The 16,936-nt window shown below is 44.4% G+C and carries 8 protein-coding genes; 4 read left to right on the forward strand and 4 right to left on the reverse strand.

Going from position 1 to position 16,936, the window contains the following annotated elements:
* Positions 1-208: 208 nt before the first annotated feature.
* The 3 genes from OIM59_RS03805 (at position 209) to OIM59_RS03815 (ending at position 4,453) form a co-directional block, all read left to right on the forward strand.
* Positions 209-2,128 carry a histidine kinase gene (locus tag OIM59_RS03805; protein WP_299172556.1) on the forward strand — a complete coding sequence of 640 codons (1,920 nt, stop codon included), beginning with the start codon at positions 209-211 and terminating at the stop codon, positions 2,126-2,128.
* On the forward strand, positions 2,125-2,880 hold the full coding sequence (locus OIM59_RS03810; RefSeq protein ID WP_303895169.1) for a LytTR family DNA-binding domain-containing protein: 756 nt from the start codon (positions 2,125-2,127) through the stop codon (positions 2,878-2,880). Before OIM59_RS03805 ends, OIM59_RS03810 begins: the two co-directional genes overlap by 4 nt.
* Positions 2,881-3,025: 145 nt before the next feature.
* Complete coding sequence (locus OIM59_RS03815; protein ID WP_299172562.1) at positions 3,026-4,453, forward strand: DUF5723 family protein; 1,428 nt, start codon at positions 3,026-3,028, stop codon at positions 4,451-4,453.
* A 112-nt stretch (positions 4,454-4,565) separates the two neighbouring features.
* Here the strand turns inward: OIM59_RS03815 and yfcE are convergent, their stop codons facing one another.
* The 4 genes from yfcE to OIM59_RS03835 form a co-directional block, all read right to left on the reverse strand.
* Complete coding sequence (yfcE, locus tag OIM59_RS03820; protein ID WP_303895172.1) at positions 4,566-5,105, reverse strand: phosphodiesterase; 540 nt, start codon at positions 5,103-5,105, stop codon at positions 4,566-4,568.
* A 110-nt stretch (positions 5,106-5,215) separates the two neighbouring features.
* On the reverse strand, positions 5,216-8,773 hold the full coding sequence (nifJ, locus tag OIM59_RS03825; RefSeq protein WP_299172568.1) for a pyruvate:ferredoxin (flavodoxin) oxidoreductase: 3,558 nt from the start codon (positions 8,771-8,773) through the stop codon (positions 5,216-5,218).
* A 42-nt stretch (positions 8,774-8,815) separates the two neighbouring features.
* On the reverse strand, positions 8,816-9,994 hold the full coding sequence (locus OIM59_RS03830) for an ATP-binding protein (protein ID WP_299172571.1): 1,179 nt from the start codon (positions 9,992-9,994) through the stop codon (positions 8,816-8,818).
* Between the two features lie 217 nt (positions 9,995-10,211).
* Positions 10,212-12,095, reverse strand: a complete 1,884-nt coding sequence (locus OIM59_RS03835) for an amidophosphoribosyltransferase (protein ID WP_299172573.1) — start codon at positions 12,093-12,095, stop codon at positions 10,212-10,214.
* 317 nt (positions 12,096-12,412) lie between these two features.
* Here OIM59_RS03835 and gltB point away from each other — a divergent pair, with 317 nt between their 5' ends.
* A complete protein-coding gene (gltB, locus tag OIM59_RS03840) occupies positions 12,413-16,936 on the forward strand; it encodes a glutamate synthase large subunit (RefSeq protein ID WP_299172575.1) in 4,524 nt (1,507 codons plus the stop codon).

Raw genomic sequence — 16,936 nt, forward strand, 5'->3', positions numbered from 1 at the left:
ATATGTAGTATGAAAAAAATAAACTTTTTTTGTCTCTTGGATTCTTTTTTGTTATTTTTGTTATTAATAAAGAGGGTATGAACTTAGTATGAAGTATTATTATAAAGTAGGAATAGGAGTTGGCCTTTTCTTTTTGTTTGTGATGATGGGATGCGGGAGGACAGAAAATAGGAACAAGGTCGACTTCTTTGAAAGATTTTATCAGCAGATGGAGAGAATCTCTGCCGATTCACCGGAACATGTCAGCCGGATGGTCGACCGGATTATTCCGTCTGTGAAAGATAGTACGATGTATTATCGTTTGTTGTTGTTGAAAGTAAGAAGTTGTTTTTTATCTTTTAGGCTGGACTCAGCCTCTTATTTGTTGGATAAGATTGGTGCTTTCTGTGATAAACATGCTGAAAGTCAAGATATAGCCCGTTTGTATGCAATGGTTTATAATGCGCGAGGGAATATTTGTGTGCGCACTTCTCAGGCGGATTCTGCTTGTCGGTGTTATTTGAAGTCTTTTGAATATGCCACTCGCGGTGGCAACCGGGAGTCTTTGCCCGATATATGTTTGAACCTGGCAGATGTGTATGTCAAGAAAGGACGTTATGACTTGGGAGCTTTGTGGTATAATCGTTCGTTGTCTATTGCCGACTCGCTGGATATGTCCGACAAGCAACGGTTTCCGGCCTATTATGGTCTGGCTCAAGTAAATATGGAGTTGAGGGATTTTGCTGCTTGTGATTATTATTATAACCTGGCATCGCGTTATTATGACCAGATGCATCCTTTTGAGAAGCATATTTATTTGAACAACCGGGGAAATTCATATTATTATCGTCAGGATTATGCAACCGCCTTGACGTATTTCCGTCGCTCATTGGGGGTGGTGAATCAATATCCGGATATGAATTTTGAGCGGAATCTGACCATGATTAATCTAGGTGAAGTGTTTCTGTTGTTGAACCATTTGGATTCCGCTTCTTATTATTTGCAGAAATGCCGGGGTTTTTTTGACTCTATTCACCATTCGACAGCTTTGTATTGCATTGATACGCAGTTGATGGAGCTGGCATTAAAGCAAGGAAATGTGGCTTTGGCTAAAGAACGCCTGAAACATGCCAAGAAATATGATCAGGTGGAACCCAATATGATTCATGTGCGCAACCGTTACTTGCAGCGGTATTATGAAAAGGTGGGTGACTATAAACAGGCCTATCATTATCTGAAGGAGAACCATCGCATGGATGATTCCATACGGAATGAGAGGGTGAAGATGCGGGCAGCAGAACTTGAATTGAAGTATGCACAGGACAGTACGTTGATGAAAAAGGAAATTTTTATCCGTGAGAAAGAAAATCAGGTACTTCAGCTGCACCAATGGATGTATATGATTGTGGGCGGATGTTTTTTGTTGATAGCAATCGCTTTTGTAATCATCTTGTATCGCAAGCGTTTGAGGGAGAAGGAGCAGTGGCGTATGCAGAATGCGATTACTTCATTGCGCCTGGAAAATGTGCGTAACCGGATTTCTCCCCATTTTGTTTTTAACGTGCTGAATCGTGAAATGAATCTCCACAAAGGAGAGGAAGAAAGCAAGAACCTGATTGGTTTGACAAAGCTGATACGTCGCAATCTGGAACTGACTGATTGTCTGGCCGTATCATTGGCTGATGAACTGGAGTTTGTGGATACGTATGTGGATTTGGAGAAAGAATCATTGGGGGCCGATTTTCATTATCAGTTGGAGCTGGATGAACGGATAAATTTGCAAGAGGTGAAGGTGCCTTCCATGCTGTTGCAGATACCTGTGGAAAATGCCATCAAGCACGGGTTGCGGTTGAAAGAAGGAAAGCGCTTGTTGATAATAAAAGTGCGTCGGTTGGAAGATAACCAAGTAGATATTGTGGTTTGTGACAATGGAGGAGGTTATCGTCAAGTGAGCGTAAATCACGGTACGGGAACCGGTATGAAGGTGATTACACAGACCATCCAATTGCTGAATACGTATAACTCACGTCCTATACTGGTGAAAATTAGTAATGTAATGGTAGGAGATGAGAATGAAATGGGGTGTGAGGTACGATTTGTGATTCCTTTGAACTATTCTTTTCAATTAAAGAAAATAAAAAAAGCATGAATGATAAAATTAAGGCTGTCATTGTAGATGACGAAGAAACGGCCATTGATAATCTTTGTTTTGAACTGAAGAAGTATCAGTGGATATCCGTGGAAGGGATTGCCCATAATGGAAAGTCAGGCATCCGTTTGATTGAGAAGGGACATCCGGATTTGTTGTTCTTGGATGTGGAACTCCCTGATATGCTGGGGATGGACGTGGCTATCAAAGTGCATGAGATTCAAAATTGGGACATGCATATTATTTTTTATACGGCGTATAACAAATATCTGATAGATGCTTTGCGTAATTATGCTTTTGATTTTCTTTTAAAGCCTGTGGACCCTAACGAACTGGCCATGGCTTTGGGACGTTTGCGGGAGACGGGTGTCAAGAATTCGACAAACTTCCTGATAAATAATGGCCGTGAGGGAGAAAAATCTTTTATGGTGGTGACTCCGATGGGCGATTTACGGGTGTTGCGTGTGTCTGATATCGGTTATTTCCGGTATGTGTCCGACCGGAAAATCTGGGAAGTGGCCTTGGCCAACGGTTCTTTTATACCTTTAAAACGGAATACAAGGGCAGAGCATCTCTGTGCATACGATTCGGCTTTTGTGCAGATTCATCAGTCGTATATCATCAATATGAATTATTTGTTGATGGTGCAGGGCGGACAGTGTGTGATGTATCCTCCCTTTAATGAAGTTGATGAGCTTCAGGTATCTAAAAAATACCGAAAAGAGATGATGGAGCGTTTTTGCCAGTTGTAATAAATTTGTTTTTTGCAACTTAGTGGCGAAATACAAACATTTGGTAGCAGATATGTAGTGTATGGTTCGCTGACCTTGTTTTAGAGTTTCTTCCATATTATAGATATTTTTATTTTTGCATTAAAACTTATTAATATACTAGGGTATGAGAAGATTTGGATGCAAGGGTTTGCTTCTGTTAGGGAGCATATTAATGTGGGGAGGAACTGCGGTACAGGCTCAGTATTTGCGTTCTTCTTATTTTATGGAAGGTACAAGTGCGCGTTTGCAATTGAATCCAGGCTTGCAGCCTACAAGGGGATATTTCAATATTCCTGTAATTGGCTCGTTTAATATGTCGGCTTCTTCTAATGTTTTGGGTACAAGTGATATCATTGATATCTTGGATTCTGGGAGTGATTTGTATTCAAATGATAAGCTGTTTGATCGCTTGAAGGCAGATAATCGCTTGAATGTGAACCTGAATACCGATATTTTATCTTTTGGCTGGTATAAGGGAAAAGGTTTCTGGAGTTTTAATCTGGGTTTACGTGCAGACTTTGGAGCAGCTTTATCCAAAGATATGTTTTCCATGATGCGTACGATGAATGGCTTCTCCTTGGAAAACATTGCAGGGCAAAAACAGCAATATAGTTTATCCAACCAGACCCTGAATATGAAAGCCTATGCTGAAATTGGGTTGGGTTATTCTCGGCAGATTACAGAAAAACTGACAGTGGGAGGACGGGTAAAAATCCTGTTGGGTCTGGCTCGTGCTGAAATGAATGTCAATAAGTTTGACTTGGAATTGGATGTACCCGATTTGAATCATTACGCTTCTTCGGATTATGCTTCTCGTGGAGAGTTGTCTCCTTCTGACTGGTATGGAAAAGGATATTCTTATGCAGCGGATGCAAACATGATTACGACCTTAAAGGGGGGTGGTATGACTTTTGATCAAGATGGCAAAATAGATAATTTCGACCTGGAGGCAGGAGATTTGGGAATAGCAGGTTCCGGTTTTGGAATTGATTTGGGGGCAAGTTACAAAGTTTGGGATAATCTGACTGTATCTGCTTCCATTCTTGACTTAGGTTTCTTGAAATGGAAAGAAAGTGAGACAACTGTGGCCACAGTAAGTGGGAGTGAAGATGTGACTATTACTCCAGACAATTATGACCATTATATCGGAGGTGATTTCCTGTCTTTGGAACGTTTTGACTTTAGAGAGGGTTCACCGGAAAAAGTAAAGACAAAAACTCATTTGTATTCTACTTTGTTGTTGGCTGGTGAATATGGCTTCTGGGATAATAAGTTGAGTGTCGGTGCGATGTACACTGCTCGTTTTACACAGCCGAAGACTTTAAGTGAACTGACTTTTTTAGCAACGATTCGTCCGAAAAGCTGGTTGAATGCAGCTATCAGTTATTCTCCGATTCAGGCTGGTGGTAAATCAATCGGTTTGGCGTTGAAACTAGGTTCATTATTTGTAGGTACCGACTACATGTTCTTTGGTGGTAATTCTAAGTCGGTAAATGGATTCCTGGGCATTTCTTTCCCTTTGGGTGGTCCGAAATCCTCTTCTGAATTATAAGGATAAAGTAAAGACAGTTATCTATTGCTATACGTATAGGCTGCCTTCCCAATTGTAAATGTGTATTGTCTGTTATGGGTTACATTGGGTTGGCAGCCGTTTTTATGGGTTTTTAGAGGGATAGTTCTTTTAACGCATCTCCATTTAGTTGGTAGATAGTGATTATTCCGTGTTCGTAACTTGCGAAAGTCGGAGGATTTCCTCCTTTAGGGAAAGTGATGGAGCCGGTATTGCAGATTATTCCATGTTCTGTTTTCTCCAGTTTCCACAGATGGGTATGTCCGTAGAAGAAGGCGTCATATCCGTTGCAGGGAAGCTTTTCTTCATTGTAGATGTGACCGTGTGTGAGGAATAGTTTTTTCCCTTCATCTGCCACTAAGGTGTAGTCCGATAAGATGGGAAAGTTCAGCAGCATTTGGTCTACTTCAGAATCGCAATTTCCACGGATGGCCACGATGTCTGAGGACATTTCGTTTAGTTTCTCGGCAATACCTTTAGGATCGAGTCCTTCTGGCAGTCCGTTTCGGGGGCCATAATTCAGAATATCTCCTAAGATGAGCAGCATGTCATAATGATGGACTCGGTAGAATTGCAGCACCTGTTCCAGGGCGGGCAGACATCCATGTATGTCTGATACGATTAGATATTTCATATATAAGGGTTAAATTAAAGCGATAGAAACATAGTGAAAAACGGGCATTTGTTATAAAAAAACGGCTACCTTATATAGGCAGCCGTTCTTGTTATGAGGGGCTAAATGAATTATTCAGCTTTTTCGTTGCTCCAGTCCATTGCAGCCATACGTTTGTATGAATCGTAACGTTTCTTGGCCATCTTTTCACAAGCGTCGAACAAGTCAGCAGCTTCGGTTGGATACTGTTTCATTACAGATGCGAAACGGACTTCACCTTTCAGGTAATCCTGGAAGTTATCCCAGTTCGGTTCTTTAGAGTCGAGTGAGAACGGATTCTTACCTTCGTCTTCCAAAGCCGGGTTGAAGCGCCACAAGTGCCAGTAGCCGCATTCTACAGCTTTTGCTTCTTCAGCCTGAGATTTGCCCATACCAGCTTTCAAACCGTGGTTGATACATGGAGCGTATGCGATAACCAATGACGGTCCAGGATATGCTTCAGCTTCACGGATGGCTTTCAATGTCTGAGCCTGGTCAGCACCCATCGCAATCTGAGCTACATATACATAACCGTAAGTAGTTGCAATCAGACCCAGGTCTTTCTTGCGTACACGCTTACCAGAAGCAGCAAATTTAGCGATAGCACCTAGCGGAGTAGCCTTAGAAGACTGACCACCTGTGTTAGAGTAAACTTCTGTATCCAGTACGAGGATGTTTACATCTTCGCCAGAAGCGATGACGTGATCCAAACCTCCGTAACCGATATCGTAAGAAGCACCATCACCACCGATAATCCACTGTGAACGTTTGATCAGGTAATCTTTGAATTCAGCGATAGTAGCGCAGTATTCGCATTTGTCTTTTGCAGCTTCTACCATCGGGATAATCTTTTCAGCAGCAGCTTTGCTCTTGTCTGCATCGTTGCGTCCGTCAATCCATTCCTGGAATGCTTCCTTGTATTCAGCCGGAGTTCCTTCAGCGGCAATCGCAGCTTTCATGGCATCTTCCAAACGGTTACGCAGTTTCTTGTTGGCCAATTCCATACCCAAACCGAATTCACAGAAGTCTTCGAACAATGAGTTAGCCCAAGCAGGACCCTGACCTTTTTCGTTGGTAGTGTACGGAGTTGAAGGAACAGAACCAGAGTAGATAGAAGAACATCCAGTAGCGTTTGCTACCATTTCACGGTCACCGAACAACTGAGAAATCAGTTTTACGTACGGAGTTTCACCACAACCAGAGCAAGCTCCAGAGAACTCGAACAACGGAGTAGCGAACTGAGAGTTCTTCACATTAGCTTTGATGTCTACCAAGTGCTGTTTAGACTTCACATTCTCTGAACAGTAAGTCCAGTTGGCAGCTTCAGGCAGCTGGCTTTCCAGATGTTTCATAGTCAAAGCCTTGCCACCCTTCTTCGGGTTGCCCGGACATACATCGGCACAGTTACCGCAACCCAGACAGTCGAGTACGTCTACCTGTACGCGGAAGGTCATACCGTCGAACTGTTTGCCGACAGCCTTCAGCATCGGGAAGTTTGCACCCTTCTGTTCTTCTGCATCGAGTACGAACGGACGGATAGCAGCGTGAGGACAAACGTATGCACACTTGTTACACTGGATACAGTTTTCAGGATTCCATTCCGGAACGAATGCAGCTACACCACGTTTTTCGTATTTAGCTGTTCCCTGATGCCATGTACCGTCTTCGATACCCTTGAATGCAGATACCGGCAGCAAGTCGCCATCCTGCGCATTGATTGGACGAACAACTTCGTTGATGAATGCAGGATCGTTGTTGGCAGCAGCAGCTTCCACTTCCAGGTTAGCCCAAGCCGGGTCTACAGTCAGCTGTTTGTATTCACCACCACGGTCAACGGCTGCGTAGTTCTTGTTGACTACGTCTTCACCCTTCTTGCCGTAAGACTTCACGATGAACTTCTTCATCTGTTCTACAGCCAAGTCTACAGGAATAACGCCTGTGATACGGAAGAATGCAGACTGCAGGATAGTGTTGGTACGGTTACCCAGACCAATTTCCTGAGCAATCTGAGTGGCGTTGATATAGTAAACAGTGATGTTGTTTTCTGCGAAATATTTCTTTACCTTGTTCGGCAGGTTCTTAGCCAGTTCTTCACCTTCCCAGATAGTGTTCAACAGGAAAGTACCGTTCTTGCGCAGACCACGGGTTACATCGTACATGTGCAAGTAAGCCTGAACGTGGCAAGCTACGAAGTTCGGAGTGGTTACCAGATAAGTAGAGTGAATCGGGTGATTGCCGAAACGCAGGTGAGAACAAGTGAAACCACCAGATTTCTTAGAGTCGTATGAGAAGTAAGCCTGGCAGTATTTATCTGTGTTGTCACCGATGATTTTTACAGAGTTCTTGTTGGCACCAACTGTACCGTCAGCACCCAGACCATAGAACTTAGCTTCGAATACACCTTCTGCACCGAGGGCAATTTCTTCTTTCTGAGGCAGAGAAGTGAAAGTCACGTCATCCACAATACCAATAGTGAAGTGGTCTTTCGGCATCGGGAGTTCCAGGTTTTCGTATACTGACAGAATCTGAGCCGGAGTAGTATCCTTTGAACCCAGACCGTAACGACCTCCTACAATCAACGGAGCGTTTTCCTGTCCGTAGAATACGTCTTTTACATCCAGATACAGCGGTTCGCCGTTTGCACCCGGTTCTTTTGTACGGTCAAGAACAGCAATACGTTTTACGGTCTTAGGCACCTTAGCCAAGAAGTGCTTAGCAGAGAACGGACGATACAAATGAACGGCTACCAAACCTACTTTCTTGCCCTGAGCAGTCAGGTAATCAATAGCTTCGCGAGTAGCTTCTGTCACAGAACCCATGGCGATGATGATGTTTTCTGCGTCTTCTGCACCATAGTAGTCGAACAGACCGTAGTTACGTCCTGTGATCTTGTTGATTTCGTTCATATATTCTTCTACGATTGCAGGAACTGCCTCATAGTAAGGATTACCTGATTCTCTGTGCTGGAAGAAGTGATCCGGGTTTTCAGCCATACCGCGTGCAACCGGTTTGTTAGGACTGAGGGCACGTTCGCGGAATTCAGCCAATGCTTTCTGGTCGATAAGCGGAGCCAAATCTTCGTTGTCCAGTTTTTCAATCTTCTGGATTTCGTGAGAAGTACGGAAACCGTCGAAGAAGTTAACGAACGGTACACGTGATTTAATTGTAGACAAGTGAGCTACACCCGCCAAATCCATAACTTCCTGTACAGAACCTTCACACAGCATAGCGAAGCCTGTCTGACGGCAAGACATCACATCCTGATGGTCACCGAAGATACACAGTGCGTGAGAAGCCAGTGTACGTGCAGAAACATGGAATACGCAAGGCAAGAATTCACCTGCGATTTTGTACATATTAGGGATCATCAGCAGAAGACCCTGAGAAGCAGTATAAGTAGTTGTCAATGCACCAGCCTGAAGAGAACCGTGTACTGCACCGGCAGCACCTCCTTCAGATTGCATTTCCTGAACCAATACAGTTTCGCCGAAGATGTTTTTACGACCTGCGGCAGCCCATTCATCTACATGTTCAGCCATAGTAGATGACGGAGTGATAGGGTAGATAGCAGCTACTTCCGTAAACATGTACGAAATATGAGCAGCAGCTTCGTTACCATCACAAGTGATGAATTTTTTTTGTTTAGTCATACAATTACTAATTAAATATTGAGTAATACAATTATATTGTTATCAGTATAAAAAGCCAAATAACCACAGAGGTATCTGGTCGCCATGTCCTATTTCCATCTTATGCATCGCATAATATATGTTCGGGTTGCTTTTGTATTTGCTACCTTCTCCACATATCCGGAAATGCAGTGCGTCGTCTACCACAAAAGAGGTTCCTTTTTCACCTTTGTTTACTTTATGGTCTTTCCATAAGGTATTAACAAAGAATGTTTCCAGTACATCCTGCTCTTCTACTTTTACCGGATAGATGCTGTACATCAGATTCGTGTTATGCATCATGATTTTGGCCGGTTTTTTAGGAAAGTTTTCGCCTTTGGGATAAACCATGTTGATAAGCCTCGAATCTGCCAGGTATTTAATATAGTTCATGACCGTGGCTCGTGAGGTTTGTATCTCACTGGCCAGTTGGCTCACATTGGGCGCAACCGGTCCGTCTACAGCTAGCAAATATAGTAATTTTTTGATTTTAGACAGATATTTCAGTTCAATTTGTTTGATGAGTAGAATGTCTACTTCAATCATCATATTCATGGTTTTCAACAGGTTCTCGGAGAAGTTTCTTTTTTCAAGGAAGAATGGGTAGAAACCATGATGGATATAGTCCTGAAAATAATTGAGCGGATTAATGTGCGGTAGAATTGTCTTTACAATATGCTCGTGGTTATGCAGGATCTCATCAAGTGTATAAGAGGAAAAATGATTTCCTGTTTGCAGATTCAGAAATTCACGGAACGAAAACCCTCTCAGGTTATACGATTTGACGATGCCGTTCAGCTCCGGATTTTCATCTTTCAGTCGCATAACTGAAGAACCGGTAAACACGATTTTGAGTTGTGGATACCGTTCATAACAGGTACGTAGGTCGTGGCTCCAGTTGGGAAGCTTGAATACCTGGTCAATAAGTAATACTTTTCCTCCCCGTTTGACGAATTCTCCAGCAAAATCTACCAGACTGTACTTGGAAAAATAGAAATTATTCATGTTTACGAACAAGCATGAGCGGTCTGTCCCGAATTTTTCTTTTGCATATTGTAAAAGGAAGGTGGTTTTTCCTACCCCTCTTGTGCCTTTAATACCAATCAGTCGGTCGTTCCAGTCAATCTCGTCCATCAGGTCACGACGTACAGGGGCATTGGTATGTTCTACCAAATAGCTATGTGTTCTGTAAAATGCTTCCATGAATTCTGTTTCTACGCTGCAAATATACGAATACTTCATTATATTGCAAACTGGAGATGTCAAAAATTCATCTTTCAAGGAAGATTTTTTGATTCTTACTTCACCGGAATTTTTAAGGTAGGATACGTGAAAAATAAAAGCATCCTTGTTTTTGTGGCTGGGGAAAACAAGGATGCTTAGAGTATTTATTTACGGGTCATAGAGGTTTTATAATCCGTTAAAATTGATAATTTTCTTCTACCCATTCAATGAAGGCTTTGTTTACTTGTTTGGTTCCTCCCGGAGTTGGATAGTCTCCGCTGAAGTACCAGTCTCCCGGATGATTCGGACAAGCTTCGTGCAAGCCTTCCAGTGTTTGGTAGACGATTTGAACTTTTGCCCGTGTGCCTGCAGGAGTCAATAGCGCTGCAATTTTCTCAGAGATTTCTTCATCGGTAAAAGGTGCATAGATTTCCTTTACGTAGTTGCGCATTTTTTCTTTCGGCAAGGTCAGCTGTTCTTTTGATTTTCGGTAGGCATATTCAATGACATGCTGCATGTCGCGTTCTTCCAGTAGGGCAATGGCTGCTTTGAAAGCAATGAATTGCTCCATGCTGGCCATATCGATGCCATAATAGTCCGGATAGCGGACCTGAGGAGAAGAAGAGACAATGACTATTTTTTTCGGTTGCAGACGGTCAAGGATACCAATGATGCTTTGCCTTAAGGTGGTGCCGCGCACAATACTGTCGTCAATGATAACCAGATTGTCTTCACGGGGCACAAGGCTGCCATAAGTAATGTCGTACACATGTGCAGCCAAGTCGTTTCGCGTATTGCCTTCGGCGATGAAGGTACGAAGTTTGATATCTTTGATGGCAACCTTTTCACTTCGGATGCGTTGCGACAAGATTTTCTCCAGTTCCTGATGGTCAGGCTTATGTCCTAAAGCCTCGATTTGTTTGATTTTTAATCGGTTCAGGTAGTTGTCCAGCCCTTGTAACATTCCGTAGAAAGCGACTTCTGCCGTGTTGGGAATAAAAGAAATTACCGTATGGGCTATATCGTGGTCTACAGCTGAAAGAATGGGTTCTGTCAGCATTTCACCCAGTTTTTTTCGCTCCCGATAGATGTCGACGTCACTTCCGCGACTGAAATAGATTCGTTCGAACGAACAAGGTTTGGGGATACCCGGTTTGTTGATTTGTGCCAAACGGAGCTGTCCTTTTTTGTTGACTAAAAGTGCTTGTCCCGGCATCAGTTCGTGGATGCTTTCCACCGGAATATTCAATACAGTCTGGATAACCGGACGTTCGGATGCCAATACCATAATCTCATCATCCTGATACCAGAATGCCGGACGGATACCCCATGGGTCGCGTACGGCAAAAGCTTCTCCGCTTCCTGTCATTCCGCAGATTACATATCCTCCGTCCCATTTGGGTGAAGATGTCTTTAATACGTTTGTCAGGTCAATCCGGTCTTCAATGGCGTGCGTGATATCCATGCCTTTCAGACCTTCTTCTTTGCATTGGTTGTAGAGGCGTTCTACTTCTCTGTCCAAGCGGTGTCCCACTTGTTCGAGCATGATATATGTATCGGCATATTTGCGGGGATGCTGTCCGGCTTCCGTGATGTCGGCAAATATTTCGTCCACGTTGGTCAGGTTGAAGTTGCCGCACAGTGCCAGGTTCTTTGCCCGCCAGTTGTTGCGGCGAAGGAACGGATGCACATACGAAATACCACTCTTTCCGGTAGTAGAATAGCGCAAATGTCCCATATAAAGTTCACCGGCAAAAGGTAAACACTTTTTGGCGAATTCGGCGTCGTGCAGTTGTTCTTCGGTCAAATCTTTGTATTGCTGATGTACGTTGTTGAAGATTTCTGTAATAGCCCCGGCACCTAATCCTCTTTCACGGAACATGTATTCTTCGCCTGGATTCGCTTGTAGTTTCACGCAGGCCAATCCTGCGGCTTCTTGTCCTCTATTGTGTTGCTTCTCCATTAACAAATACAGCTTGTTCAAGCCATACATCCATGTGCCATATTTTTCCTGATAATATTCCAGTGGTTTCAAAAGCCGTATAAGGGCCACTCCACATTCATGTTTTAATGTTTCCATTTATTTACGGTTTCAGACTACTATTGAAAGATTTCTTTTTACAAAATAACAGACAATTCTTAGAACGCGTAATGTATATACTTAAAAAAATAGATTTGTTCTTTTGGAATGTAATAATTGTAATTAAAACAATTATAAATTGTTTCATATTGAAATTTTAATAATGGTATTTTCTTTAAAATAAAAGTATTGACTGGTTGTGATGAAAATATTGTCATGAAAAATCATTTAAAACTGTCATATTGGAAGTTATATTCTTATTTTTGTGGACAAATAGAATGAAAATAGAGAACTAGGTGTTAAATAAGAAAGACAAAATGAGGATAGCAGGAGATTTTATGAAGAAAGACAAAGCAGGAGTTGCGGAAAGTCGTCCGGCTTCTTCCGGCCTTTATCATCCGGAGTACGAGCATGATGCTTGTGGTGTGGGAATGATTGTAGACATTCACGGTAACAAATCGCATGATTTGGTGGATGCTGCCTTGAAGGTGTTGGAAAATATGAAACATCGTGGAGCGGAAGGAGCTGATAATAAAACCGGTGACGGCGCAGGTATTTTGTTGCAGATTCCGCACGAGTTTATTCTGCTTCAAGGTATTCCGGTTCCGGAAAAGGGAAAATATGGTACAGGACTGGTCTTCCTTCCGAAGGATTTGAAAGAACAAGAGTCTATTTTGAGCATCATGATAGAGGAAGTGGAACGGGAAGGCTTGTCACTGATGCATTTGCGTTCTGTTCCGGTGAACTCATCCATCTTGGGCAAAAGTGCACAGGAAACCGAGCCTGATATCAAGCAGGTGTTCATTACGGGAGCTACCGATTTGGAGAGTTTTGAACGTACCTTATATATAGTGCGCAAAAAGATTGAACGCCGTGTGCATCACAAAGACTTTTACATCGTTTCTTTGTCGAGCAAGAACATTATATATAAAGGTATGCTGTCTTCTGTGCAGGTACGTGAATATTTTCAGGACCTCACTCAGCCCTATTTTACCAGTGGACTGGCTATTGTACATTCTCGTTTTAGTACAAATACATTCCCTACTTGGAGTTTGGCACAGCCGTTCCGTTTGTTGGCACACAATGGTGAAATCAATACCATCCGTGGAAACCGCGGGTGGATGGAAGCGCGTGAAAGTGTGCTTTCCACTCCTTTGTTGGGTGATGTGAAAAAGATTGGCCCAATTATCCAGCCGGGAATGAGTGACAGTGCGTCGCTTGATAATGTACTGGAATTCTTCGTCATGTCCGGATTGAGCCTGCCTCATGCCATGGCCATGCTGGTACCTGAATCGTTCAACGACAAGAACCCTATCAGTGAAGACTTAAAGGCATTTTATGAATACCATTCTATTTTGATGGAACCGTGGGATGGTCCGGCTGCCTTGCTGTTCAGTGACGGACGTTATGCCGGAGGTATGTTGGACCGTAACGGTCTGCGTCCGGCCCGCTACCTGATTACGAAGAACGATATGATGGTGGTCGCCAGTGAAGCGGGTGTCATCAATTTCGAACCGGAAGCCATCAAGGAAAAAGGCCGCCTTCAACCGGGTAAGATTCTGTTGGTGGATACGCAGGAAGGTCGTATCTACTATGATGGCGAGCTGAAAGGTCAGCTGGCCGCAGCCAAGCCTTATCGCCAGTGGCTTTCTACCAACCGGATTGAATTGGATACCTTGCGCAGTGGTCGTAAGATTTCCAATTCCGTAACTGACTATGAACGTCATTTGCGGGCCTTTGGCTTTACGCGTGAAGATATAGAACGTACGCTTACGCCAATGTGTATGAACGGAGCAGAGCCGACAGCCTCTATGGGTAATGATACGCCGTTGGCTGTATTGTCCGACAAACCGCAGGTCCTGTTCAATTATTTCCGCCAGCAGTTTGCGCAGGTCACCAATCCGCCTATCGACCCGATACGTGAGGAGCTGGTGATGTCGTTGACTGAATACATCGGTGCAGTAGGTACGAATATTTTGTTACCGAGCGAATCACATTGTAAGATGGTACGTCTGCCACATCCTATCTTGAACAACACTCAGCTCGATATTTTGTGTAATATCCGCTACAAAGGATTTAATACCGTAAAACTCCCGATGCTGTTCGAGGTTTCAAAGGGCGCTGAAGGGTTGCGTGAGGCATTGAATGAATTGTGTAAGAAAGCGGAAGCAGCCGTAGATGAAGGTGTGAACTACGTTATCCTTTCCGACCGCGAGATTGACAAAGAGCATGCGGCTATTCCTTCCCTGCTGGCAGTGAGTGCCGTGCACCATCACCTGATTTCCGTACAGAAGCGTGTACAGACTGCGTTGATTGTCGAAAGCGGTGAAATTCGTGAGGTAATGCATGCGGCCTTGTTGCTGGGGTACGGAGCCAGTGCCATCAATCCTTATATGGTATTTGCCATTCTGGATGACATGGTGAAGAAGGGCGACGTGCAGCTGAACTATGAAACGGCAGAAAAGAATTATATCAAGGCTGTCTGCAAGGGACTTTACAAGGTGATGAGTAAGATGGGTATCAGTACGATACGTTCTTACCGTGGAGCCAAGATTTTCGAAGCGGTGGGTCTGGGCAGTGAAATTCTTTCCACTTATTTTGGTACACCTTCTTCTTCAATCGGAGGTGTGGGATTGGAAAGTATTGCCAAGGATTACAAGGCATTCCATGATGCAGGCTTTGAAGAAGAAGAGGTGAGCGATTTGCTGCCTTACATCGGACAGTTCTCTTACCGGAAGGACGGTGAGAAACATGCGTGGAATCCGGAAACCATCAGTGCCTTGCAGTTGGCTACTCGCTTGGGCAGCTATGCCAAGTTCAAAGAATATACTCGTCGGGTAGACGAAAAGGAAAGTCCGATTTTCCTGCGCGACTTCTTTACTTTCCGTCGTAATCCGATTCCATTGGATGATGTGGAACCAGTGGAAGAAATCGTGAAACACTTTGTGACAGGAGCCATGTCATTTGGTTCTATCAGCAAGGAAGCACACGAAGCCATGGCTTTGGCCATGAACAAGCTCAACACACGTAGCAACACGGGTGAAGGAGGGGAGGATTCTGATCGTTTCCATGAAACCTACGACGGTATCTCCTTGTGCAGTAAGACCAAACAGGTGGCTTCCGGACGTTTTGGGGTTACCACTGAATATTTGGTAAATGCCCAGGAAATTCAGATTAAGGTAGCTCAGGGTGCCAAGCCGGGTGAAGGCGGACAGCTGCCGGGCTTCAAGGTTAACGAGGTGATTGCCAAGACGCGTCATTCTATTCCGGGCATCTCACTGATTTCACCTCCCCCTCATCACGATATCTATTCTATCGAAGATTTGGCGCAGCTGATTTTCGATTTGAAGAATGTGAATCCGAAAGCCAAAATCAGTGTGAAGCTGGTGGCCGAGAGTGGTATCGGTACCATTGCAGCCGGTGTGGCAAAGGCCAAGGCCGATTTGATTGTCATCTCCGGTGCGGAAGGCGGTACGGGAGCTTCTCCTGCCTCTTCTATGCGTTATGCAGGTATCTCTCCGGAAATTGGTTTGAGCGAGACACAGCAGACACTGGTGCTCAACGGACTCCGCGGACAGGTGCGTTTGCAGACCGACGGACAGTTGAAGACCGGACGCGATATCATCAGTATGGCTTTGCTGGGGGCAGAAGAATTCGGATTCGGAACTTCTGTACTGATTGTATTGGGTTGTGTGATGATGCGTAAGTGTCATGCCAATACTTGTCCGGTGGGAGTGGCTACACAGGATCCGCAGTTGCGGGCACACTTCCGTGGCCATTACCGCTATGTGGTCAACTTCTTCCGCTTCCTGGCACAGGAAGTACGCGAATACCTGGCAGAAATGGGATTCTCTCGTCTGGAAGACATTGTAGGCCGTACAGACTTGATTGAGATACGTCCGACAACCAATGAGAAAGCATCGTTGCTGGATTTCAGCAAACTGTTGCACAAGGTGGATAATGGGGCTGCTCTGCATAATGTGACCGAACAGCGTCATGAGATTGAAAACGTGAAAGATGTCAGCATGCTGGCTGCCGCACGTGAAGCGTTGGAGAACCGCAAGGAAGTATCGTTGGAATATGCCATTGCCAATACAGACCGTTCGGTGGGAGCCATGCTTTCGGGAGCAGTAGCTGCCAAGTATGGTCAGGCTGGATTACCGGCACAAACCATTCAAGTGAAGTTCAAGGGTTCTGCCGGACAAAGTTTCGGTGCCTTCCTGCCACACGGTGTCAGCTTCAAGTTGGAAGGAGAGGCCAACGACTATCTGGGCAAGGGCTTGAGTGGAGGACATATTTCTGTACAGCCTCCGGTTAGAAGCAATTTCTTGGCCGAAAACAATGTGATTGCAGGCAATACGCTGTTGTATGGTGCTACCAGCGGGGAGGTGTACATCAACGGATGTGTGGGCGAACGTTTTGCAGTACGTAATTCCGGTGCCATTGCCGTGGTAGAAGGAGTGGGCGACCACTGCTGTGAATACATGACCGGCGGACGTGTGGTTGTATTGGGTAAGACCGGACGTAACTTCGCCGCAGGTATGAGTGGTGGTGTGGCTTATGTATGGGACAAAGACCGCAACTTCGACTATTTCTGCAACATGGAGATGGTGGAACTGTCCTTGCTGGAAGATGCCACAGCCCGTAAGGAATTGCATGAACTGGTTCGTCAGCATTATTTGTACACAGGCTCTCAGCTGGCTCGTACGATGCTGGACAACTGGGGCCATTACGTGGAAGAGTTCATTCAGGTGACTCCGATTGAATACAAGAAGGTACTGGCCGAAGAGCAGATGCGCAAATTGCAGCAGAAAATTGCAGAGGTACAGCGTGATTATTGA

Origin of the sequence: Bacteroides mediterraneensis, from assembly GCF_025993685.1 — a bacterium.
In the GTDB taxonomy this organism is placed as follows: Bacteria; Bacteroidota; Bacteroidia; order Bacteroidales; family Bacteroidaceae; genus Phocaeicola; species Phocaeicola mediterraneensis_A.